This is a genomic window from Phenylobacterium sp., assembly GCF_036501465.1.
In the GTDB taxonomy this organism is placed as follows: domain Bacteria; phylum Pseudomonadota; class Alphaproteobacteria; order Caulobacterales; family Caulobacteraceae; genus Phenylobacterium.
This window is the reverse complement of sequence record NZ_DASYAF010000127.1, coordinates 1-23184: the sequence shown is the minus strand read 5'-3', so window position 1 is coordinate 23184 and position 23184 is coordinate 1. Positions and strand designations below refer to the sequence as shown.

Below are 23184 nucleotides of genomic sequence, written 5' to 3'. Positions count from 1 at the left end.
GTGACGGCTGGACAGGCGGCGGCGCCGCCGAAGGCCTGGCGCCCGGCTGGATTGCGTCCGGGCCCCGCGCATGGCATCCGTCGCGCCCAAGCGGCCCGGTAGCTCAGCCGGATAGAGCAGGGCTTTCCTAAAGCCAAGGTCGGGGGTTCGAGTCCCTCCCGGGCCGCCACATCGTCCGCGTGGAGCCGACGCCATGACGACTGCCCGCTTTGCCGGCTTCCCGCCCGAGGCGATGCGTTTCCTGGGCGAGCTGAAGGCGAACAACGACCGCGACTGGTTCACCGCCCACCGCGGGGTCTACGACACCGCGATCCGCGCGCCCGCCGAGGCCTTCGTGGCCGTCGCCCTGCCCGAGATCGAGGCGTTGGCGCAGGGGCCGGTGAGCGCCAAGATCTTCCGTATCCACCGCGACGTGCGTTTCTCGAAGGACAAGTCGCCCTACAACGCCCACCTGCACATCGGCTTCGCGCTCGAGCCGCGGCCGGGCGAAGGGCGGGCGCCACGGTGCGGCTTCTATTTCGGCCTGGAGCCGGAGCGTCTGCACCTGGGCGCCGGCATGTTCGAATTCGACGGCGAAGCGCTCGACCGCTACCGCGCCGCGGTGGCCGACGAGGCCGAGGGCGGCGCGCTGGGGAAGCTGATCGAGGGCTTGGCGCGCGACGGATGCCGGCTGAACGATCCGCAGCTGAAGCGCACGCCCGCGCCCTATGCGCCGGACCATCCGCGCGGCGACCTGCTTCGGCGCAAGGGCCTGGCGGCCTGGCGCGAGATCACCGACCGCAGCCTGATCGAAAGCCACGCCCTGTTCGACGAGACGCTGGCCGCCTTCAGGCGGCTGGCCTCGCTGAACGCGTGGATCGCCTCGGCGCTGGACGCCTGAACGGTCCGGCGGCGCCAGACGCACGCCGGAAACAAATTGCTGATCGCTTAGCCATGAGGCGAGCGGCGGTCGCAGCGGGGGAGACATGGAACGATCGGCGGCGACGGCGGGAATCGGGCGGGCGCTGGCCTTCGCCCTGCCCGCACTGCTGTCCGCCCTCTTGCCCGCCGTCCCGGCCCATGCGGCGGACGAGGAGATCCAGGTCTACATCGACGACATGCTGGCCCAGGGGAAGTTCGGCCTGGACGTCCACGTCAACGACGTGCTGCAGGGCCGGCTGGCCAACGTCGACTATCCGGGCCAGCAGACCTCGCAGGATCGGGTGCGGGTGACGCCGGAGTGGGCCTATGGGCTGACCCCCAACATCGAACTCGGCGCCTATCTGCCGCTGATGACCTTCGCCGACGGACGCGGGGAGATCGGCGGGGTGAAGGGCCGGATCAAGTTCATCGCGCCGCACAAGGACGGCGACGGCCTGTTCTGGGGCGTGAACTTCGAACTCGGCCGGGTGCGCCGCGACATCGACATCAACCCCTGGAACGCCGAGCTGAAGGGCATCGCAGGCCTCCACCGGGGGCCGTGGACCCTGGCCGAGAACCTCAACATCGACTGGGCGGTCTCCGGCCCCGACAAGGGCCCGGCCAGCTACCAGCTCGCCACCATGGTCACCCGCAAGCTGGGCGGCGGCGACTTCGACGTGGGCTTCGAGAGCTACAACACCGTGGGCGACGCCAGGCGGCTGGGCCCGCTCAGCGTCAACGACCAGCAGTTCTTCCTGATCATGGACACAGGTCTGGGCAAATGGGGCCTGGACAAGTGGGACCTGAACCTGGGCGTCGGCTGGGGCTATGGCCGGCCGGAGGACCACCTGATCGTAAAGGCGATCATCGGCGTGCCCATCGGCTGAGCCTAAGTGTCCGCGGCCTGTCCGATTTGTCCGATCCGGCTTGACGCTGCGAGCCAGATTCGGACAGGTGCCAGCCAGAGGGGCGTCGAAGGCGCCCGAGCGGCGGCGGCAGATGCGACCCACCATCAAGGACGTCTCGGCGATCGCCGGGGTCTCGACCAAGACCGTCTCGCGGGTGCTGAACAAGGAGCGCTACGTCTCCGAGGACGCCCGCGTCCGGGTCGAGGCGGCGGTGGCCCAGCTCAACTTCCGCCCCAGCCAGGCGGCGCGCACCCTGGCCGGGCGGCGCAGCTTCCAGATCGCGCTGATCTACGACAACCACAGCCCGCACTACATCCACCAGATCCAGACCGGCGTCTGGAGCCGCTGCATCGAGGAAGGCGTGCGCCTGCTGGCCCAGCCCTGCGACGCCGCCTCGCCCACCCTGGCCGAGGAGGTGGGCGGGCTGATCGACCAGACCCAGGTGGATGGCGTGATCCTGTCCTCCCCGGTCACCGACGCGGCCGCCGCCCTGGACGAGCTGGAGCGGCGCGACATCCCCTATGTGCGGATCTCGCCCGGCACCGATCACGGGCGCTCGTCCTCCGTCTCCATGGACGACGCCCAGGCGGCCGACGAGATGACCAGCCACCTGATCGCGCTGGGTCACCGGCGGATCGCCTTCATCGTCGGCCATCCGAACCATGCCGCCAGCGACCAGCGGCTCTACGGCTATCGCCGGGCGCTGGACCGGGCCGGGATCGAGTTCGAGCCCAAATATGTGCGCCCGGGCCTGTTCGACTTCAGCTCCGGCGAGGCGGCGGCCGAGCGGCTGCTGGACCTGCCCAATCCGCCCACCGCGATCTTCGCCAGCAACGACGACATGGCCGCGGGCGTGCTGACCGTGGCGCACCGGCGCGGGCTCGCCCTGCCGCGCGACCTTTCGGTGGCCGGCTTCGACGACACGGCGCTGGCCAGCCAGCTCTGGCCGCCGCTCACCACCGTGCGCCAGCCCACCCGAGACCTGGCCTATGCCGCCGCCGCCCTGCTGTTCGAGCGGGAGGAGGATCCGGTGCACCGAAGGCTGGCGCACGAGCTGGTGGTCCGCGCCTCGACCGCCCCGAAACCGGCCTGAGAAACCCGGTCCCGGCCCAGCATCCGCATTGCCAGCCCTGGTGACGCTGTTAGTATGACAGCGATGTCAGAACTTCCGGCGCCTCCACAAACCCGGCCGCTCTACCCCAACGGCCCCGTCGTTTCCTCGCTGGCCTGGGGCATGTGGCGCTTCGCCGGCGACGACCTCGGCGCGGCCGATGCGCGGGTGCGCGCGGCGCTCGACGCAGGGGTCACCCTGTTCGACACCGCCGACGTCTACGGCCCCGACAACGGCGAGACGTTCGGCTCGGCCGAGGCCCTGCTGGGCCGGGTGCTGACCGCCGACCGGAGCCTCGCCGGGCGCATGGTGCTGGCCACCAAGGGCGGGATCCGTCCGGGCGCGCCCTACGATTCCAGCGCGGGCTACATCGCCGCCGCCATCGACGCCTCGCTGAAGCGCCTGGGCGTGGCGCAGGTGGCGCTCTGGCAAATCCACCGCGCCGACTTCCTGACCCATCCGGCCGAGACCGCCCGGGCGCTCGAGGCCGCCCACAAGGCCGGCAAGATCGCCGCCGTCGGGGTCTCCAACTTCGCGGCGCGCCAGGTCGACGCGCTGGCCGCCCACCTCAGCCTGCCGATCGTCGCCACCCAGCCGGAGTTCTCGCCGCTCTGCGTCGAGCCGCTGTTCGACGGGGTGCTGGACCAGGCCATGGGCAAGGGGATCGCGGTGCTGGCCTGGTCGCCGATGGGCGGCGGGCGGCTGGGTGAGCCCAAGGACGACCGCGCCCGCGCCGTGGCCAGGGCGCTGGACGCCAAAGCCGCCGAGGCCGGCGTCAGCCGCGCCGCCGCCACCTACAGCTGGATCATGGCCCACCCGGCCCGGCCGATCCCGATCGCCGGCACCCAGCAGATCAGCCGCATCGCCGAGATCCCGGACGCCTATCGCCCGACCTGGACCCGGGCTGAGTGGTACCAGGTGCTGACCGCCTCGCTCGGAGAACCCCTGCCATGACGCGGAACCCCGGAAAACTTGGGCCCTGCGAAATCAGCTGGTTCTCGGCCCTGTGCGACGACGACTACGAGTTCCTGGGCGCGCCCGACCCGATGCTGCAGTCGAGCTGGGAGCACTGCCGCGACATCGTCTGCCAGGCCGAGGCCGGCGGCTTCGACAACATCCTGCTGCCCTCGGGCTATGAGCTGGGCATCGACACCACCGCCTTCGCCGCCGGCATCGCTCCGATGCTGAAGCGCATGCGCCTGCTCATGGCCACCCGCATCGGCGAGGTCTGGCCGCCGCAGCTCGCCCGCCAGATCGCCACCATCGACCACATGCTGGGAGGGCGGCTGACCATCAACATCATCTCCTCCGACATGCCGGGCGAGAAGCTGGCGTCGGCGCCGCGCTATGCCCGCACCGTCGAGGCGATGAGCATCCTGAAGACCCTGCTGAACGGCCAGCCGCTGGACCACGACGGGGAGTTCTGGAAGCTGAAGCTCAACCCGCCGCGCGTCGGCACGGTCTCGGGCAAGGCGCCCCTGCTTTATTTCGGCGGCCTGTCGGAGGACGCCCGCGAGGCGGCCGCCAAGGGCTGCGACGTGTTCCTGATGTGGCCCGACAAGAAGGAGGCGGTGGCGGCGATCATCGCCGACATGACCGCCCGCGCCGCCAAGTACCGCCGCACGCTGAAGTTCGGCTACCGCGCCCACATGATCGTGCGCGACAGCGAGGCCGAGGCGCGGGTAGCGGCCGAGCGGCTGCTCTCCAAGCTGGACGCCGAGGTGGGCGCGGCGATCCGGGCGAAATCGCTGGACTCGACCTCGGTCGGCGTCGCCGCCCAGGCGGCGCTACGCGAAAGCGCGGCGGACGACGGCTATGCCGAGCCCGGCCTGTGGACCGGCGTGGGCCGGGCGCGATCCGGCTGCGGCGCGGCCATCGTCGGCGACCCCGACCAGGTGCTGGCCAAGCTGAACGACTATCGGGCCATGGGCATCGAGGCCTTCATCCTGTCGGGCTATCCGCACGCGGCCGAGGCCGACCTGTTCGCGCGCCATGTGCTGCCCAACATCGACCACGGCCCGCTGGTCGCCTGATCGCACGGAGTCAAAGTTGAGGAATACGGTCCGCTACGGCCTGGTCGGGACCGGCCTGATGGCCAATGAGCACCTGCGCAACCTGGCGCTCATCCCGGGCGCGGTGGTGACGGCCCTGGCCGACCCGGTGGAAAGCTCGCTGGCCACGGCCAGGACCACCCTGGGCGCGGCGGCCGACGAGGCCTCGACCTTCGCCGACAGCGCAGCGCTGGCCAGGAGCGGCCTGGTCGACGCGGTGATCGTGGCCAGCCCGAACTACACGCACCGCGCGGTGCTGGAGCCGCTGTTTGACGCCGGCGTCGCCATCCTCTGCGAGAAGCCGCTGGCGACGACCCTGGAGGACGCGCGCTGGGTGGCCGAGCGGGCCGCGCAGTCCAAGGCGCCGTTCTGGGTCGCCATGGAATACCGCTACATGCCGCCGGTGGTGGAATACATCGACCAGCTGCGCGCCGGGCGGATCGGGACCCTGCGCATGCTGTCGATCCGCGAGCACCGCTTCCCGTTCCTGAAGAAGATCGGCGACTGGAACCGCTTCAACCGCAACACCGGCGGGACCATGGTCGAGAAGTGCTGCCACTTCTTCGACCTGATGCGGCTGATCGTCGGCGCCGAGGCGACCCGGGTCTACTGCTCCGGCGCCATGGACGTGAACCATCAGGACGAGCGTTACGATGGCCGCAAGCCGGACATCATCGACAACAGCTACACCACCGTCGACTTCGAGGGTGGCGTGCGCGCCATGCTGGACCTCAGCATGTTCGCCGAGGGCGCGGAGAACCAGGAGGAGATCACCGCGGTCGGCGACAAGGCGCGCCTGGACGTGCTGATCCCCGAGGGCGCGCTGGTGTTTTCGCCGCGCGTGGGCTTCCGCAATCCCAAGCGGGTGGAGCGCCAAGTGGTCGAGGTGGATGAAGCGGTGCTGAAGGCCGGCACCCACCACGGCTCGACCTTCTACGAGCATCAGAAATTCATCGCCGCCGTGCGCGGGGAAGGCCCCGTCGAGGTGACCGCCGAGGACGGGTTCAAGGCCGTCGCCATCGGCGCCGCGGCCGAAATCAGCGCGCGCGAGAAGCGGGTGGTGACGATGGCCGAGCTCGGGGTCTGAGCCTCAAGCTTCGGCCGCCGCGGGCGTGAGCCGGGGCACCCACAGCTGCAGCCAGGCCAGGCCCAGGAGGTAGGACACCGCCGCGATGGCCAGCAGCGGCATGTAGCCCAGGCCGGCGGTGAGGATCTGGCCCGCCAGGTAGACGATGCCCATGCCGGCCAGGTTGCCGCAGAAGGCGCCGAAGGACGTCACCGTGCCCACCCGCGACTTGGGCGTGATGTCGGCGATGATCGAGAAGATGCTGACCGAGAAGCCCTGATGGCCGGCCATGGTCACCGCCAGCAGCGCCGCGGCGAGCCAGAGATTGTGGGCCAGCAGCGCCAGCGGGATGGTGGTCACCAGCAGCGCGCTCACCAGCATCACGCTCTTGCGCACGGCGTTCAGCGAATAGCCGCTGGCCAGCAGGCGCGTGCCCGCCCAGCCGGCGACGATCGAGCCCAGGGCCGAGCCCGTGTAAGCCACGGCCAGCGGCGGCCCGAGGTGGCGGAGGTCCACGGCGTAGACCCGATGGAAGAAGTCCGGCGCCCAGAACAGCAGCAGCCACCAGATCTGGTCGGACAGCACCTTGGCGCCGGCGATGCCCCAAGTCCGCCGGTCGCCCAGCAGGGTCTTCAGCCCGCCCAGCGTCGGCAGCGGCGCGCCGGACGCGGCGTTGTCGGCGAAGCTCAGGCCCCGGCTCACCACCAGCCAGACCAGCACCCAGACCAAGCCGAGCGCACCCACGAAGATGAAGGTGTCACGCCAACCCAGGGTCACCGCCAGCACCGGCAGGAACAGCGGGGTCACGATGGCCCCGATCGACGACACGCCGTTGGAGAAGCCGAACGCCAGCGACCGCACCCGGGCGGAGAACACCGCGCCCACGGTCTTCACGAACGCGGGCGTGCCCATGGATTCTGTTGCGCCCAGGGCGATGCGCGCGGCGGAGAACTGGCCCATCGTCATCGCCCAGCCGTGGGCCATGGCCGAGAGGCTCCAGGCCAGGACGCCGACGGGACTGGCCCATTTCACGCCCAGCCGGTCGATGATCCAGCCGACCCCCAGGTAGGCGATGGCGGCAGAGAGCTGGAACAGGGAGGCGAGGCGGCCGTAGTCGATGTCGGTCCAGTGCAGGTCGTTCTCGATCAGCGGCTTCAGGACCGAGATCACCTGGCGATCGATCAGGTTGAGGATGCCGGCGGCCATCACCAGCCCCAGCAGCCACCACCTGCGCCGCTCTACCAGCGCCTTCGGCGTGGCGCCGACCTCGTCCGACACTTCGGCGGCGGCTTCAGCCACGAGTGACGTGCTCGCCCTTCTGGACGAGCGGGATGGCGTTGCGGCGCAGCTGGCGCGTGCCGGGGTTGAGCATCACCTCGGCAGTATACTGCGCCAGATAGACCCGGCGCATCCGCTCGGTGCGGTTGGCGCCGGTGGTGTGCAGCAGGCGGCTGGAAAAGGCGACGACGCTGCCGGCCGGAACCTCCAGCACCACGCCCTCGTCATTGCCCTTCCAGCCGACCAGGTCGTTGGTCCCCGGCTGGCCCTCGTGCGGCAGTATCCAGTCCTTCGACAGCGGGACCTCGCTGAACGGCAGGACGCGCACCGTGCCATTCTCCGCGGTCGCGTCGTCCAGCGGGCACCAGCAGGTGAGGTAGGGCGCGTGGTCGACCGGGCCGCCATTGCCGACCACATAGCCCGAGTCCTGGTGCCAGCCGAACGGCAGGCCGCCTTCGGGCCCCTTCACCACATACTGGTCGAAGAAGAAGTAGGCCTCGTCGCCCAGGGTGGCGCGGCAGACGTCGGCCATCACCTCACTGAAGAGCATGCGGCGCAGCGCCGGTTCTTCGCGCTGGCACTCGTTGGCGAAGTAGCGCTTGCCGCGATGGCTGATACCCAGGGTGTCGACGCCGGCCGCGTCCATCCGCGCATCCTCGCGCGCCACGAAGGCCGCGCACTGCTCGCGCAGCAGGTCGAGCAGGTCGCCCTGAAGGGCCCGCTCGAACACCGCATAACCCTCGCGCGCGAACTGTTCGCCTTGTGGCTCGAAACCCATCGTTCTTCCCTGATTACGAGGTTCTCACGTGACAGGCCGCGCCAGTCATGACAACGTTATCATGACGCAAGCCAGTAGGGAGGCAAATTGCGATCGGCAGCCGTATCGGACCGATAGATTGACGCTGTCAAACCAAGAGCCCGGGCGAATCGGGCCGAATCCATAGGAAATCGAGGAATTCGGGCGCGAGATGTTTTCGTCGCCGCTTCAACCCTCGGTCGGCGGTCGCGATTGCGAGGCCATCCTATGACAGCGCTATCATGATCCCGTAACGGACGGCGACGATCGCTGTTGAAGGGTGAATGTCTCGGATTTCCCTCAGGAATTCGACACCTGCCTCTCACCTCGCGCGTGAACTCGACGGATCAAAAACATAACGGAACGGGGGAAGGGAATATGCTTTCGGCCAAAATCCAGAAGCCTCGGTCGACGCAGGCGGCGCGGCGCACCCTGCTCGTCGCGTTGCTGGCCAGCTCCAGCCTCGCCGGCGGCACGGCGGCGATGGCGCAGACCACGCCCGCCAAGACCGACGCCCAGGGGGTGACCCAGGTGGAAGACCTGGTGGTGACCGCCCGCCTGCGGTCGGAAAGCCTGCAGAACGTCCCGGTGGCGGTCAGCGTGCTCACCGGCGCCCTCGCCGTTCAGGAGAACCGCAACGACGTCAGCGCCCTGGTGGCCGTGATCCCCAGCGTCGAGTTCCGCAGCCAGCCTTCGAACAAGGACCAGGACATCCTGATCCGCGGCCTGGGCACCATCACCACCTCGGCCGGCGCCGAGCCCACGGTCTCGACCGTCATCGACGGCGTGGTGCTGGCCAGGCCCGGGCAGATGGTCTCCGACCTGATCGACCTCGACCACATCGAGGTGCTGCGCGGGCCGCAGGGGACGCTGTTCGGCAAGAACGCGTCGGCCGGGGTGATCAACATCGTGACCAAGGACCCGACGCCGACGCCCGGCGGCTTCCTGGACGCCAGCTACTACACCGGCAACGAGTACCGCGTGGCCGGCGCGGTCAACGGCGAGATCATCAAGGACACGCTGAGCGGCCGGCTGGCCGCGGTGACCAGCAGCTTCGACGGCAACGTCAAGAACGTGTTCAACAATACGAAGGTCAACGGCGACGACTTCCAGGGGACCCGGGGCAAGCTGTTGTGGACGCCGAACAGCGACCTGCGGGTGATCGTCGGCGGCGACTACATGTACACCACCCAGACCGGCAACCAGGCCATCTACCTGGCCAACTACAACATCGCCTACCCGACCGGCATAAAGACCACGAGCGCGAACCTGCTGACGGCGCTGACGAACGAGGGCATCCATCCGTCCTTCAGCAACAAGGACATCTCGCTGAATTCGCCCTCCGACGACCGGGACCTCACGTCCGGCGCCTACATCCAGGCCGACTATTCGCTGGGCGGCGGCTACACCCTGACCTCGATCAGCGCCTACCGCTATTGGCGCAACGTCCAGCGTCAGGACCTCGACTCGTTCTCGGGTCTGACAACACAGACACCCACCCAGCAGGTCGACCTGGGCCACGTGTGGGAGAAGCAGTACTCCGAGGAACTCCGCCTCGCCTCGCCGAAGGGCAACCTGATCGACTACGTGGTCGGGGCCTACTACCTGCATGAGCCGGACAAGGAGAACTATCGCCGCGACGTCACCCAGCTGACGGCGGCGGGCAACGTCGTGAACTTCGGCTTCAACCAGTTCGGCGCGACGACCACCAACTATTCCGGGTTCGGCGAAGCGAACATCAACTTCACCAAGAGCTTCCGGGCGATCCTGGGCCTGCGGCTGGTCCACGACGACCTGAGCTTCTCGACCAACCGGGTCACGAGCTCGCCCACCGCGGTGCCCGGCGTCAGCCCGCCGTTCGCGGCCACCGGCTCGGCGGGCGTCAACGGCTACGCCGACCGCATCGGGGTGCAGTACGACATCAGCGATACGGCCAACACCTACTTCACCTATTCGCGCGGCTACAAGGGCCCGGCCTACAACGTCTTCTTCAACATGACGGCGCTGCAGACCAACCAGCTGGAGCCGGAAACCTCCAACGCCTTCGAGCTGGGCCTGAAGTCGCGCCTGTTCGACAAGCGCCTGCAGTTCAACCTGGCCCTGTTTGACGACACGGTGTCCAACTACCAGGCCAACGAGCCGGACCTGGTGGCCGGCACGGTGGTCACCCGCCTGATCAACGCCGGCGAGGTTTCGACCAGGGGCGCGGAAATCGACGCGGTCGCCAAGCCCATCGACAACCTGACGCTCTCCTTCGACTACGCCTACACCGACGCGCACATCGACAGCTTCAGCTGCCCGCCGGGCTCGGCGATCAGCTGCAACGTCAACGGCAAGCCCCTGCCCTTCGCGCCGAGGAACAAGTTCACCATCCGGGCGGACTACATGGCCTGGACCAACGGGCGCTACGACGTCGGGCTGAACACCAACTATTCCTGGCAGAGCAAGCAGCAGGACAGCATCGCCGAGACGCCGGACACCATCCAGCCCGCCTACGGGATCTGGAACGCCGCGGTCGTCCTGACCGACCACAAGGGCGACTGGGACGTGCGCCTCACCGTGCGCAACATCACCGACCAGCACTATTACATGATCATCAGCGAGGCGAACGGCGGCCTGATCGGCACAGCGCCGCGGGACTTCGATCGCTTCGCCGGCATCGCCTTCCACAAGAACTTCTGAGCCGATCCGAGGTCGGCAACAAAACGGGGCGCGTCGTTTCCGACGCGCCCCGCCCGCTCTCCAGAAAAGGCCGTTCGTTCCTAGAACGGGTAATAGCGGAAGCTGGTGAAGACCATGTCGTCCGAGGTCGTCGGCTTGAAGCCGTTGGCGCCGGAGAAGGCCTCCAGCCAGGTGTGCGAATACTGCAGGCCGATACGGATCTGACCGTAGGGGCCGGTGAAGGCCTTGTCCCAGAGGCCGGCGGTGACCTGATTGACTTCGCGCACCGTAGCCGAGCAGGAGCCGCCGACGGTCTTGCAGGCGGCGTCGGTGAAGCTGGCGTTGGTCAGGTCGCCGAAGCCGAAGTTCACGCCGTTGAAGGCGTTGATCTCCTTCTGCTCGCGCTCGGAGCCGCCGAACACATAGAGGTCGAGCTTCGGCGTGGCGTGCCAGGTGCCGCCCGCCAGGTACATGATCTCATGGATCGGGGCGATCGCGCCATTCGGCTTCAGGGTGGCGTCGGAGAGCTGGGCCGAGCCGTAGCGGCCGATGCCCTTGCCGCCCATGATGGAAGCCTGGAGATCCAGGACCTTCGGCACAACCGTCCAGGTCACGCTGCCGCCGTAGCCATAGCCGTCGACGCTGGATTCACGCACGCCGGGCGCCAGGCCCATGGTGTTGGCGGCGGTGACCGTGATCTGGTCATAGAAGCTGCGCCACAGGCCGAAGGCCTCGATGTGCAACGGCCTGGCGCCGCCGATATCCGGCTCCAGCGCGATCTTGCCGATCACGTCGGGGTAGCGGTTCAGCGACATGGTGTTGACGGTGTTGAAGCCCGAGAAGGCTTCCGAGCCGGCCGGGGCCGGGTTGATCGTGCCGTTGCCGGCCACCAGGTCGGTGACGCTGATGCCGGTGGGCAGGCCGTTGCCGGCGGTGCCGGTGAAGGTGGTCTGGGCGTTCTCCAGCGACAGGCCCACCCAGGCCTGCTTGTCGGCGAAATCCTTGACGATGCGGAACTGCGGCTGACGCGCCCAGGCGAAGCCCGGCACGTACTGGGCGTCGATGGCCGGCGGCGTGACTTCGTTGCGCGGCGAGATGCCCTTGGAGTTGAGCGTCAGCAGCGACCAGTTCTGGCCGGCCAGGAAGTGCAGGCCGTAGTCGTCCCAGTCCACCGTGCCGTAGACGTTGCGGACCCTGGGCGTGAACGAGTTCGACTCGTTGGAGTTCGCCGTCTGGGCCGCGGCCAGGAAGTCGAACTCGCCGTAGAAGGCCGCGTGCATGGTCTTGGTGATGTCGCCCTGGGCCAGGAAGGAGCCGCGGCTCTGGCGCTCGGATTCGCGCCACTCGCTGGTGCGCGAGAGCGGGGCGTTCTCGAACGGGATCTTGGCGTAGCTGGACGACAGGTCCGACGACAGGCCCTTGGAACGGTAGATAGTCGCCGCCTCCAGGAAGCCGCCGGGCGTGATGGTGATCCCCTTGAAGGCGAAGGCGTCGGTCCTGGGCTTCGGCTGGGCGGCGACCGCGCTCTTCACCTGCTGGTCCACCGCGCCGGGGATCTGCTGGATCTGCATGTCGAGCTTGGCCTGCAGCTGCTGGGCCTGGGCGGAGGCGGCCTGCGCCTTCTGCTCGCTGGCCTGCAGCTGGGCCTCGGTCTGAGCCTGGGCCGAGCGCTGGGCTTCCGATTGCGCGAGCACCGTCTGCTGCAGCGAGTCCACCTGGGCCTGCAGCGCCTTGACCTGCTCTTCCAGGCTCGCGCCCTTGGCGTGCTTGTGCTCGGCGGGGGTGGCGGCCGACGCCATTCCTCCGACAGAGAGTGCGCAGATGATGCTGAGCGCGGCGCCCGCGAAGAGCGACGATTTCGAAGTCATTCAAATTCCCCGTCATACCCGCGCCGCCAGAGCCGCGGCCGGTCAGGGGTCTCGCTAGTCGCCGCCGATGAAGCAAAGGTCGCAGTTTCGTGACGTTTCTGCGAACGCGGGGAACCCGCCCAAGGCGACTGCGTGACCGTGTAAGTTTGAATCCCCGCCTGCGGCTTTGCAGTCACATTGCAGCGCCGAGTCCCTTCGCGGGCGAAGGCCTACCGGCGTTCGGACCGGTGAAATTTTATTCACTCGCCCAAAGACACACCGCAGGTAGCCTGCGCAGCGTCCGACTTCCGCACCGCGCGGACCTTCCTCTCCCAAGATTGGTGAGCTTTCGGCCATGCGCCCCCCGTTCATGCGCCCCCTGACCATGCGCCCCCTATCCACCCGCCCTGCGTCCTTGCACCGGCACGTGCTGTCCCTGGCCCTCCTGGCGGCGGCGGGCGTTTCGGGCTGCGCGGCGGCCGCGCCCTACAATCCCGCCAACCTGGCGGCCGGCCGCCTGGCCCAGGTCGGGGACCTCTGCCGCTCGGCGATCGGCCTGAAGCCGGGCTTCACCCTCTACGACGCCTGCGTCGAAAGCCTTTCCAGTTCGGCCGCGCGGCTCGAACGGGCCGGGGCGCGCCAGGCCGCGCATGGCGCCTGCCTCGACCAGGGCGCGGGCGCCGGGGCGACGCTGGCGACGTGCGAACTGGACGTCGCCGACCGGGCCGGCGGGGCCGCCGCGCCCGCCAGCGCGCCCGCCGCCGCGCCCGCCAAGTCTTTCTACCGGGCCTCGGCGCGCGAGGTCCGCGTGCGCGAGCAGCGGGCCTGCGCAGGCCTGGGCTATGATCCCACCTCCGGTGGCTTCGCCGCCTGCGTCGCGGGCCTCGACGCGGCGCTCTACGCGGCGGACCATCCGCAACCCTGAGGCCTGATGGGAGCTCCGCGCCTGCTATGAACGCTTCGGTCGTCCCTGGCGCGACGCAGGATGAGCGCGCGACGCGCATCCTGGTGATCGAGGACGACCTCGAGACCGCCGAGGAGATCGCCGCCTGCCTGACCGCCAGCGGCTTCGAGGCGGCCAAGTGCTTCGACGGCGCCGAGGGCCTGAAGACAGCCATGAGCCAGCCGTTCGACGCCATCACGCTCGACCGCATGCTGCCCGGCCTGGACGGGCTGGAGGTGGTCAGGGCGCTGCGCGAGGCGGGGTCCGAGGCGCCGGTGCTGATGGTGAGCGCGCTTTCCGACGTCGACGACCGGGTCGACGGCCTGCGGGCCGGCGGCGACGACTATCTGATCAAGCCCTTCGCGCCCAAGGAGCTGGTGGCCCGGCTGGAGGTGCTGCTGCGCCGCCATCGCCGCCAGCAGGGGTCGGGAGACGGCGCGGTCGAGACCCGCCTGCAGGTGGCCGACCTGGAGCTGGATCTCGTCAAGCGCGAGGCCTACCGCGCCGGACGCACCATCGAGCTGCTGCCCATGGAGTTCCAGTTGCTGGAATTCATGATGCGCAACGCCGGCCAACTGCTCACCCGCAGGATGATCTTCGAGACCGTTTGGGAGTACTACTTCGACCCGGGCACCAACCTGATCAACGTCCACGTGGGCAAGCTGCGTCGCAAGATCGACCTGCCGGGCCTCACGTCGCTGATCCGGACGGAGCGAGGCCAGGGTTACATGCTGCATGCGCCATAGCGTCCTTGGGCGCCTGAACGAGGTCTGGCGGACCAGCACCTTCAGGCTTTCGCTGCTCTACGGCGCCCTGTTCACGGTTGGGGCGGTGGCCCTGCTGGCCATGGTCTACGTGCGCTCCGCCGTCTACCTGACCCACCGCGTGGACGACATCCTGGCCGCCCAGGCCGCCGCCGAGATGCACGAGCCGCAGGATCGGCTGAAGCCGACCCTCGACGAGGCGTTGGCGATCAACGGCCGCAACAGCGTCTTCGCCCTGTTCGCCGCCGACAGGACGCGCGAGACCGGCAACCTGCGCACCCTGCCGCACGGGCTGGAGCCCGGCGGGCGGCCGGTGGAGATGTCGGCGACGCCGGACTTCCCGGCGGCCTCGCGGCTGATCGCCAAGCGGCTGTCCTCCGGCGAGATCCTGGTGGTCGGGCGCGACATCAACCAGCTGCGCGAGATCCGCCGGATCATCGCCTCGGCGCTGATCTGGAGCGGGGTGTTCATCATCCTGGCTGGCCTGGCCGGCGGGGCGGCCTTCAGCCTGGGGCCGATCCGGCGGCTGCGCGAGCTGCAGGCCGCGGGCCACGACATCGCCGCCGGCGACCTGAAGCGGCGCATGCCCACCAGCAACCACGGCGACGAGCTCGACATGTTCGCCGGCACCGTGAACTACATGCTGGGCGAGGTGGAGCGCCTGATGAGCGAGGTGAAGACCTCCTCGGAGACCATCGCCCACGACCTGCGCACGCCGCTCACCCGCGCCCGCGCCCAGTTGCACCGGCTGGAGCAGTCCCCGCAGGTCTCGCCGGACGAGATCGCCAGGGTGACCGCCGAGCTGGACGAGGTGCTGGAGCGCTTCATCGCCATCCTGCGCATTTCCGAGCTTGAAACCCGCGCGCGCAGCGCCGGCTTCGCCCCCGTCCAGCTCGACCGGATCGTCAGCCAGGTTGGCGAGCTCTACCAACCACTGGCCGAGGAGGCGGACCTGCGCTTCCAGGTGGTCGCGCCCGCGAGCCCGCCCGTGGAGGCCGACGGCAAGCTGCTGGTCGAGGCGCTGAGCAACCTGGTGGACAACGCCATCAAGTTCACGCCGGCCGGCGGCGCGGTGCGCCTGGCCCTGGAAACCGGCCCGGCCGGCCCGCGGATCGTGGTGCAGGACAACGGCCCGGGCGTGCCGCAAGGCGAGCGCACCGCGGTGCTGCAGCGGTTCTACCGCGCCGAGCGCGACCGGCTGACGCCGGGCTCTGGCCTGGGGCTCTCCATCGTCGCGGCGATCGTGCGCCTGCACCGCTTCCGCCTGGAGCTGCAGGACGCCGACCCGGGTCTGCGGGTGGTGATCGACTGTCACGCCGATCCGATAACTGGATGATTCCAAAGGATTTTCATCGCAGCTTGCGGTGAAATTTTATTCACTCGCCCCTGGCGAAAGGACCACTAGGTTCCCACCCGCAACCAATCAGGCGGAGTCCATCGGGATGCTGGCGATCGTGCGGCTGGCGCTACGGCGTCCCTACACCTTCGTCGTGCTGGCGATCCTGATCGTGCTGCTGGGTCCGCTGGCGGCGCTGCGCACCCCCACCGACATCTTCCCGGAAATCCGCATCCCGGTGATCGCGGTGGTCTGGACCTATCGCGGCCTGCCGCCCGACGACATGGCCGGACGGGTCATCTACTACTACGAGCGCCAGCTCTCCTCCTCGGTGAACGACATCGAGCACATCGAGAGCCAGTCGCTGCCCGGCATCGGCATCGTGAAGATCTTCTTCCAGCCGAACGTCGACATCCGCACCGCCACCGCCCAGGTGACCTCGCTGTCGCAGACCGTGCTGAAGCAGCTGCCGCCCGGCATCACCCCGCCGCAGATCCTGAACTACAACGCGTCGACCGTGCCGATCCTGCAGCTGGCGCTTTCCAGCGCCACGATGAGCGAGCAGCAGCTGTTCGACACCGGCCTGAACGCCATCCGCCCGGCGCTCGCCTCGGTGGCCGGCACCTCCATCCCGCAGCCCTATGGCGGCAAGGAGCGGCAGATCCAGATCGACCTCGATCCGGTGGCCCTGCAATCCAAGGGCCTGTCGGCGCAGGACGTGGCCAATGCGCTCGCCGCCCAGAACCAGATCATCCCGGCCGGCACCGCCAAGGTCGGCAGCTTCGAATACGTCGTGAAGCTGAACAACAGCCCCGAGGCCATCGACGCGCTGAACGACCTGCCGATCAAGACCGTCGACGGGACCACGATCTACATCCGCGACGTCGCGCACGTGCGCGACGGCTATCCGCCACAGCGCAACGAGGTGCGCATCGACGGGCGACGCTCGGTGCTGATGAGCGTGCTGAAGAGCGGCTCGGCCTCGACGCTGTCGATCATCTCCGGAGTCAAGGCGCTGCTGCCGCGGCTGAAGGAATCCCTGCCGCCGTCGCTGCACGTGGGCCTGCTCAACGACCAGTCGATCTTCGTGAAGGCGGCGATTTCCGGGGTGGTCAAGGAAGGCGTGATCGCCGCGGCCCTGACCAGCCTGATGATCCTGGTCTTCCTGGGAAGCTGGCGCTCGACGGTGATCATCGCCACCTCGATCCCGCTGGCCGTGCTGAGCTCGATCACCGCGCTTTCGGCGCTGGGCCAGACGCTGAACATCATGACGCTCGGCGGCCTGGCGCTGGCGGTCGGCATCCTGGTCGACGACGCCACGGTGACCATCGAGAACATCAACTGGCACCTGGAACAGGGCAAGGACGTGCGCTCCGCGATCCTCGACGGGGCGGCGCAGATCGTGACGCCGGCCTTCGTCTCCCTGCTCTGCATCTGCATCGTCTTCGTGCCGATGCTCTTCCTGACCGGGATCGCGGGCTACCTGTTCGTGCCGATGGCCGAGGCGGTGGTGTTCGCCATGATCGCCTCCTTCGTGCTGTCGCGGACCCTGGTGCCGACCATGGCCATGTACCTCTTGAGGCCGCACGACGGCGGCCACCAGGGCTACACCATGGAATCGCACGGCGGCGCGCCGGCCAGGCGCTCGGCCAATCCGCTGGTCCGCTTCCAGCACGCCTTCGAAGCGCGCTTTTCGCGGGTGCGCGAGGTCTATCGCGGGGTGCTGTCCCTGGCGCTCGGCAACCGGCCGCGCTTCCTGATCGGCTTCATGGCGGTGGTGCTGGCCTCGTTCCTGCTGGCCCCGGCGCTGGGCGAGAACTTCTTCCCGACCGTCGATTCCGGCGAGATCACCCTGCACGTCCGCGCGCCGGTCGGCACGCGCATCGAGGACACCGCGGTGCTGTTCGACCAGGTGGAAGCCGCCATCCGCCGCACGATCCCGCCCGACCAGCTCACCACCATCGTCGACAACATCGGCCTGCCGGTCAGCGGCATCAACCGCGCCTATTCCAACACCGGCGGCATCGGCCCGCAGGACGGCGACATCTACATCACCCTTTCCGAGCACCACCGCCCGACGGCGGATTTCGTGCGCAAGCTGCGCGCCCAGCTGCCGATCGAGTTCCCGAGCGCGGTGTTCTCCTTCCTGCCGGCCGACATCATCAGCCAGATCCTGAACTTCGGCGCGCCGGCCCCGATCGACGTGCAGGTGGCCGGCCCCGACCGGGCGGGCGACGAGGCCTATGCCGTGGCCCTGCTGCACAAGCTGAAGTCCGTGCCGGGCCTGGCCGACGTGCGCCTGCAGCAGTCGACGCACTATCCGCAGCTCAACGTCGACGTTGACCGCTCGGAGGCCGACCGCCTGGGGATCACCGAGAAGGACGTGACCACCACCCTGGTGACCTCGCTGGCCGGCAGCTTCCAGACCGCGCCCACCTTCTGGCTGAACCCCAAGAACGGGGTCTCCTATCCGATCATCATCCAGAGTCCGCAGCAGGACGTGAACTCGCTGTCCAAGCTGGAGAACATCCCCTTGAGCAACGGCAAGCCGGGGGACCTGCAGATCCTGGGCGGGGTGGCGCAGCTGAGCCGCGGCAACGCCGACGCGGTGGTCACCCACTATGCGATCCAGCCGTCCTTCGACATTTACGCCACTACCCAGGGCCGCGACCTGGGCGGCGCCTCACGTGACATCAACAAGATCCTGAAGGCCGCCGCCAAGGACCGGCCCAAGGGCGCTAAGATCACCCTGCGCGGCCAGGTCACCACCATGAACGAGGCGTTCGGCGGCCTCAGCTTCGGCCTGGTGGGCGCGATCGTGCTGATCTACCTGCTGATCGTGGTGAACTTCCAGAGCTGGTCCGACCCGTTCGTGATCATCACCGCCCTGCCCGCGGCGCTGGCCGGCATCGTCTGGATGCTGTTCGCCACTGGCACGCCGCTGTCGGTGCCGGCGCTGACCGGGGCGATCATGTGCATGGGCGTGGCGACCGCCAACTCCATCCTGGTGGTGAGCTTCGCCCGCGAGCGGCTGGAGATCACCGGCGACGCGGTGACCGCGGCCCTGGAGGCCGGCTTCACCCGCTTCCGCCCGGTGCTGATGACCGCGCTGGCGATGATCATCGGCATGAGCCCGATGGCGCTGGGCCTGGGCGAAGGCGGCGAGCAGAACGCGCCGCTCGGCCGCGCCGTCATCGGCGGGCTGATGTTCGCCACCGTCGCCAGCCTGCTGTTCGTCCCCGTCGTGTTCAGCCTCGTCCACCGCAAGCCCGCGACGGTCCATGCGCCCGAACCGGGCGCCGGAGAAGCCTATGCCGTCTGACAATCCGCCGCCGCAGCCGGTCAACGCGCACGACGTGCCGGAGGCCATGCGCCGAACCCCGCAGCTCTGGCTGAAGCCGGCTGGACTGGGCGCCGCGGCTCTGGCGGCCGTGGTGATCGTGGCCGGGCTGGTCGACCGCGGCATGGCCAGCGCCGACCTGAAGAAGACTGCGGCCCAGTCCTCGGTCTCGACCGTGCAGCTGATCTCGCCAACCAGCGACACCGCCGCCGAGCCGCTGACCCTGCCGGCCGACGTCGAGGCCAACGACATCGCCGCCCTGCACGCCCGGATCAGCGGCTACATCAAGGACTGGAAGGTCGACATTGGCGACCATGTGAAGGCCGGCCAGGTGCTGGCCGACATCGACACGCCCGACCTCGACCAGCAGCTCGCCCAGGCCAAGGCGGCGCTGGCCACCGCGACGGCCAAGCGCGGCGTCGCTCAGATCAGCGCCGACCGCTGGAGCCGCCTCCTGCAGAAGAACGCCGTCTCGCAGCAGGAGACCGACGAGAAGACCGGCGACCTGGCCGCCAAGAACGCCGACGTACAGGCCGCCAAGGCCGACATGGACCGGCTGGCGGCGCTGGAATCCTTCAAGCGGCTGACCTCGCCCTTCGACGGCGTGGTCACCCAGCGCAACGCCCACGTGGGCGCCCTGGTCACCGCCAACGCGCCCAACGAGCCGGCGCTGTTCACCGTCGCCGACGTCCACCGCCTGCGCGTCTACGTCCATGTGCCGCAGGCCTATTCCGCCGAGCTGAAGCCCGGCCTAGGGGCGCAGATCACCGTGCCGCAGTACGCGGGCCGCACCTTCGACGCCAAGCTGGTCGGCACCTCGGAGGCCGTGGGCGCCCAGTCCGGCGCGCTGACCGCCGAACTGATGATCGACAACCCCGACGGCTCCCTGAAACCCGGCGACTACGCCCAGGCCGCCTTCAGGCTAGCGCCCGAGGGCGGCGTGACCCTGCGCCTGCCGGCCGCTGCGGTGATGTTCCGCCAGAAGGGCATCGCGGTCGGCGTGGTCGACGCCCAGGACAAAGCGCACATCCGCTACATCACCATCCGCCGCGACCTCGGCACCCAGGTGGAGGTCGCCACCGGGCTTTCCGCGACGGATCGGGTGATCGCCAATCCGCCGGACTCGCTGGAAGAGGGCGAGACGGTGCGCGTGGCGCAGCGCGCGGCGGGCCGCGGATGAGCCGGACCGGCGGGCTGCGCGCGATCGCCACGGCCGCCCTGGCCGGCGCGGCGCTCTGCGGCTGTTCGCTGGCGCCGGCCTATGCGCCGCCGCAGGTCACGGTCCCCACCGCCTTCAAGGAACAGGGGCCGTGGACACTGGCGACGCCGGCCGACCAGGTCCGCCGCGGCGCCTGGTGGCAGGCCTATGGCGACCCTTTGCTCGACAAGCTGGAAGGCCAGCTCCAGGACGCCAGCCCGACCCTGGCCGAGGCGCTGGCGCGCTACGACACCTTCCGCGCGCTGGCCCGCCAGGCGCAGGCGGCGGAGTATCCGACCCTGGGGGCCGGCGTCTCGATCACCCGCAACCGCCAGTCCAACAACCGCCCCCTGCGCGGCTCCAACCAGCCGGACATCTATTCCGCCGACACCGTGGGCCCGGCCGCCGACTACGAGCTCGACCTCTGGGGCCGGGTGCGCAACACCGTGGCCGCCGGCCGCGCCGACGCCCAGGCCAGCGCCGCCGACCTGGAGTCCGTGCGCCTGAGCCTCGAGGCCCAGCTCGCCGACGCCTACATCCGCCTGCGCAGCACTGACGCCGAGGCCGCCCTGCTGGCCGACTCCGTCGCCGCTTACGACAAGGCCTACGGCATCACTCAGGACCGCTTCAAGGAAGGCCTAGTCAGCGACCTGGACGTCAGCCGCGCCGAGACCCTGTTGCAGTCCACCCGCGCCCAGGCCAGCGACCTCAAGGCCCAGCGCGCGCTCTATGAGCACGCCATCGCGAGCCTGGTGGGCACCCCGGCCTCCAGCTTCTCGATTCCCCCCGCGGTGGTGGCGCTCAGCTTGCCCAACGCGCCGACCGGCCTGCCCTCGACGCTGCTGCAGCGCCGCCCCGACGTGGCCGCCGCCGAGCGGCGCGCCTTCGCCGCCAACGCCCGCATCGGGGTGGCTCGCGCCGCCTTCTTCCCGCGCCTGGACCTGCTGGGCGACGGCGGATACCAGAACACCGCCTTCACCGACCTTTTGGCGCCCGGCAACACCTATTGGCTGCTGGGCCCGCAGCTGGTGGGCACGATCTTCGACGGCGGGGCGCGCAAGGCCCGCGTGGAAGCCGCCCGCGCCCAGCTGGCCGAGGCCAGCGCCGCCTACCGCGCCCAGGTGCTGCGCGCCTTCCAGGACGTGGAGGACAATCTGGCGGCGCTGAACGACCTGGCCACCGAAGCCGGCCAGCAGGACGCCGCCATCAAGGCCGCCGCGCGCACCGAGGCCGCCGCCCTGGCGCGCTATCAGGAAGGCGCGTCGAGCTACCTGGAGGTGGTCACCGCCCAGGCCGCCGCCCTGCAGGCCCGCCGCGTCGGCCTGGAGGTCGAGGACCATCGCCTGCAGGCCAGCGTGAACCTGGTGCGCGCGCTGGGCGGCGGCTGGACCGCGGGCGACCTGCCGGCGGCGCAAACCGTGGCCAAGGCGCGCGGCGACGCCGCCGGCCGATAGCCGTTTCGGATCGCGGAATTCGTCGGCGTCCGAGTTGTTCGCGAACCTGACGCGGCGATAGCCTCGGTTTCCGGTAGGAAGGGGCGTGGCTATCCGCATCGACTTGAAACGCCCTGTCGCCGAAACCGAAATCGGCGCGCCGGCCGAGGCCCGGTCCTGGCTGCGCCGGCTGGTCCGCGAGCCCCTGACCCACTTCGCCGTGCTGGGCGTGCTGCTGGCCCTGGCGGCCCACGCCTATCAGGTGCGCCACGACACCTATCGGATCGACGTGACGCCGGCCCGCGTCGCCGACCTGTCGCGCAAATACGCCCTGCAGTTCGGCGCGCCGCCGGATCCGACGACCTTGGAGCAACTGGTCCGCGACGACATCCACGACGAGATCCTGTTCCGCCAGGGCCGGGCGCTGAAGCTCGACCAGGACGACGAGATCGTGCGCCGTCGGGTGATCCAGAAGGAACAGTTCCTGATGCAGAACCTGACGCCGCTGGCCGAGCCGACGGACGCCGAGCTGCAGGCCTTCTACGCCGCCCACGCGGGGCGCTATGTCGTGGCCTCGCGGGCGACCTTCAGCCACATCTATTTCGCCCTGCCGCAGGATGGCCGCGCGGACGGCGACGCAGCGACCGAGGCGCGCGCCCGGGCCGCGCTCGCCCACATCCCCAAGGGTGCGACCCGTGCTCCGGAGGTGGGCGACCCGTTCCCGGACATCTACGACTTCTCGGCCTTCGAGCCGGAACAGGCCGAGCGGCTGTTCGGCAAGACGCCGCTGGCGGCGGCGATCTACACCGCCCCGATCGGCCGCTGGACCGGCCCCTACAAGTCCGCCTACGGCTGGCACCTGCTCTATGTCAGTGCGCGGGCGGCGACGGAGCGCCAGCCGCTGTCGGAGATCCGCGACCGGGTCCGCACCGACTATCTGCAGGACGCCCAGGACAAGGCCAACGCCGCGGCCTTCGCCAAGATCGCCAGGCGCTTCACCGTGGTGCGCACCGACCGCGGGGCCGCGCCGTGAGGCGCCTGGCGGCCGCGCTCGTCCTGCTGTTCGGCCTGATCTGGGGCTGGGCTGGGGCGGCGACGGCGCACGAGGTGCGGCCCGCCTATCTGGAGATCGACCAGGCCGGGCCCGGGACCTATGGCGTCACCTGGAAGCAGCCGACCATGGGCGACGTGGCCATCCACCTGGTCCCGCACCTTTCCGGCGGCTGGCTGGAGCAGGCCCCGTCCGACCAGTACGCGTCCGACGGCTTCCTGATCAAACAGTGGACGATCCGCGGCCAAAAACCCAAGGCGCTGCAGGGCCAGACGGTCTCGGTGGAAGGGCTGGCCGACACCATCACCGACGTCTTCGTCCGTGTACGGCTGAGCGACGGCCAGGGCTTCGACCGGATCCTGCGGCCACAGGACCCCAAGGCCAGGCTGGCGCTCGAGGGGGCCGCGCCCAGCGGCCTGCTGTCCTTCCTGGTGCTGGGGATCCAGCACATCCTCTCCGGCCCGGACCACCTGCTGTTCGTCCTCGGCCTGCTGCTGATCG

At 69.4% G+C, this 23184-nt stretch carries 18 protein-coding genes and 1 tRNA gene; 16 read left to right on the top strand and 3 right to left on the bottom strand.

Annotated elements, in window-relative coordinates:
• The first annotated feature begins 92 nt into the window (after window positions 1–92).
• The 7 genes from VGL85_RS13590 to VGL85_RS13560 all read left to right on the top strand — a co-directional run bounded on the left by VGL85_RS13590 (window position 93) and on the right by VGL85_RS13560 (window position 6057).
• Window positions 93–169, top strand: a tRNA-Arg gene (locus VGL85_RS13590).
• A gap of 24 nt (window positions 170–193) precedes the next feature.
• Window positions 194–880, top strand: a complete 687-nt coding sequence (locus VGL85_RS13585) for a DUF2461 domain-containing protein (protein WP_331589485.1) — start codon at window positions 194–196, stop codon at window positions 878–880.
• An 85-nt stretch (window positions 881–965) separates the two neighbouring features.
• Window positions 966–1787 carry a hypothetical protein gene (locus VGL85_RS13580; RefSeq protein WP_331589484.1) on the top strand — a complete coding sequence of 274 codons (822 nt, stop codon included), beginning with the start codon at window positions 966–968 and terminating at the stop codon, window positions 1785–1787.
• A gap of 112 nt (window positions 1788–1899) precedes the next feature.
• A complete protein-coding gene (locus tag VGL85_RS13575; RefSeq protein ID WP_331589483.1) occupies window positions 1900–2901 on the top strand; it encodes a LacI family DNA-binding transcriptional regulator in 1002 nt (333 codons plus the stop codon).
• Window positions 2902–2964: 63 nt separating this feature from the next.
• Entirely contained in the window at window positions 2965–3873 is a 909-nt protein-coding gene (locus tag VGL85_RS13570) for an aldo/keto reductase (protein WP_331589482.1), read from the top strand.
• Window positions 3870–4952, top strand: coding sequence for an LLM class flavin-dependent oxidoreductase (locus VGL85_RS13565; protein WP_331589481.1), 1083 nt, complete (start codon window positions 3870–3872; stop codon window positions 4950–4952). The genes VGL85_RS13570 and VGL85_RS13565 overlap by 4 nt, the downstream gene beginning before the upstream one ends.
• A gap of 16 nt (window positions 4953–4968) precedes the next feature.
• Entirely contained in the window at window positions 4969–6057 is a 1089-nt protein-coding gene (locus tag VGL85_RS13560; protein WP_331589480.1) for a Gfo/Idh/MocA family oxidoreductase, read from the top strand.
• 3 nt (window positions 6058–6060) lie between these two features.
• On the opposite strand, the gene VGL85_RS13555 is transcribed toward VGL85_RS13560, so the two are convergent.
• Window positions 6061–7335 (bottom strand): MFS transporter, encoded by a 1275-nt coding sequence (locus VGL85_RS13555; protein WP_331589479.1) that lies wholly within the window; start codon window positions 7333–7335, stop codon window positions 6061–6063.
• A complete protein-coding gene (locus VGL85_RS13550; protein WP_331589478.1) occupies window positions 7328–8092 on the bottom strand; it encodes a phytanoyl-CoA dioxygenase family protein in 765 nt (254 codons plus the stop codon). The genes VGL85_RS13555 and VGL85_RS13550 overlap by 8 nt, the downstream gene beginning before the upstream one ends.
• A 396-nt stretch (window positions 8093–8488) precedes the next feature.
• Here VGL85_RS13550 and VGL85_RS13545 point away from each other — a divergent pair, with 396 nt between their 5' ends.
• Window positions 8489–10792 carry a TonB-dependent receptor gene (locus tag VGL85_RS13545; protein ID WP_331589477.1) on the top strand — a complete coding sequence of 768 codons (2304 nt, stop codon included), beginning with the start codon at window positions 8489–8491 and terminating at the stop codon, window positions 10790–10792.
• 80 nt (window positions 10793–10872) lie between these two features.
• On the opposite strand, the gene VGL85_RS13540 is transcribed toward VGL85_RS13545, so the two are convergent.
• Window positions 10873–12570: a FlxA-like family protein gene (locus VGL85_RS13540; RefSeq protein WP_331589476.1), complete on the bottom strand. Its 1698-nt coding sequence runs from the start codon at window positions 12568–12570 to the stop codon at window positions 10873–10875.
• A 475-nt stretch (window positions 12571–13045) separates the two neighbouring features.
• On the opposite strand from VGL85_RS13540, the gene VGL85_RS13535 reads away from it, so the two are divergent.
• The 8 genes from VGL85_RS13535 to VGL85_RS13500 form a co-directional block, all read left to right on the top strand.
• Entirely contained in the window at window positions 13046–13543 is a 498-nt protein-coding gene (locus VGL85_RS13535; protein WP_331589475.1) for a hypothetical protein, read from the top strand.
• A gap of 26 nt (window positions 13544–13569) precedes the next feature.
• The gene (locus VGL85_RS13530) at window positions 13570–14307 is read left to right on the top strand and encodes a response regulator transcription factor (RefSeq protein ID WP_331589474.1); all 738 of its coding nucleotides are present in this window, start codon (window positions 13570–13572) and stop codon (window positions 14305–14307) included.
• Window positions 14297–15661, top strand: a complete 1365-nt coding sequence (locus VGL85_RS13525; RefSeq protein WP_331589473.1) for a HAMP domain-containing sensor histidine kinase — start codon at window positions 14297–14299, stop codon at window positions 15659–15661. The genes VGL85_RS13530 and VGL85_RS13525 overlap by 11 nt, the downstream gene beginning before the upstream one ends.
• 106 nt (window positions 15662–15767) lie before the next feature.
• Window positions 15768–18983 carry an efflux RND transporter permease subunit gene (locus VGL85_RS13520; protein WP_331589472.1) on the top strand — a complete coding sequence of 1072 codons (3216 nt, stop codon included), beginning with the start codon at window positions 15768–15770 and terminating at the stop codon, window positions 18981–18983.
• Complete coding sequence (locus tag VGL85_RS13515) at window positions 18973–20181, top strand: efflux RND transporter periplasmic adaptor subunit (protein ID WP_331589471.1); 1209 nt, start codon at window positions 18973–18975, stop codon at window positions 20179–20181. The genes VGL85_RS13520 and VGL85_RS13515 overlap by 11 nt, the downstream gene beginning before the upstream one ends.
• On the top strand, window positions 20178–21653 hold the full coding sequence (locus tag VGL85_RS13510) for an efflux transporter outer membrane subunit (RefSeq protein ID WP_331589470.1): 1476 nt from the start codon (window positions 20178–20180) through the stop codon (window positions 21651–21653). The genes VGL85_RS13515 and VGL85_RS13510 overlap by 4 nt, the downstream gene beginning before the upstream one ends.
• A gap of 85 nt (window positions 21654–21738) precedes the next feature.
• Window positions 21739–22665 (top strand): peptidylprolyl isomerase, encoded by a 927-nt coding sequence (locus VGL85_RS13505; protein ID WP_331589469.1) that lies wholly within the window; start codon window positions 21739–21741, stop codon window positions 22663–22665.
• The coding region (locus VGL85_RS13500; protein WP_331589468.1) for a hypothetical protein at window positions 22662–23184 on the top strand (523 nt) is incomplete at its 3' end. The genes VGL85_RS13505 and VGL85_RS13500, both read left to right, overlap by 4 nt.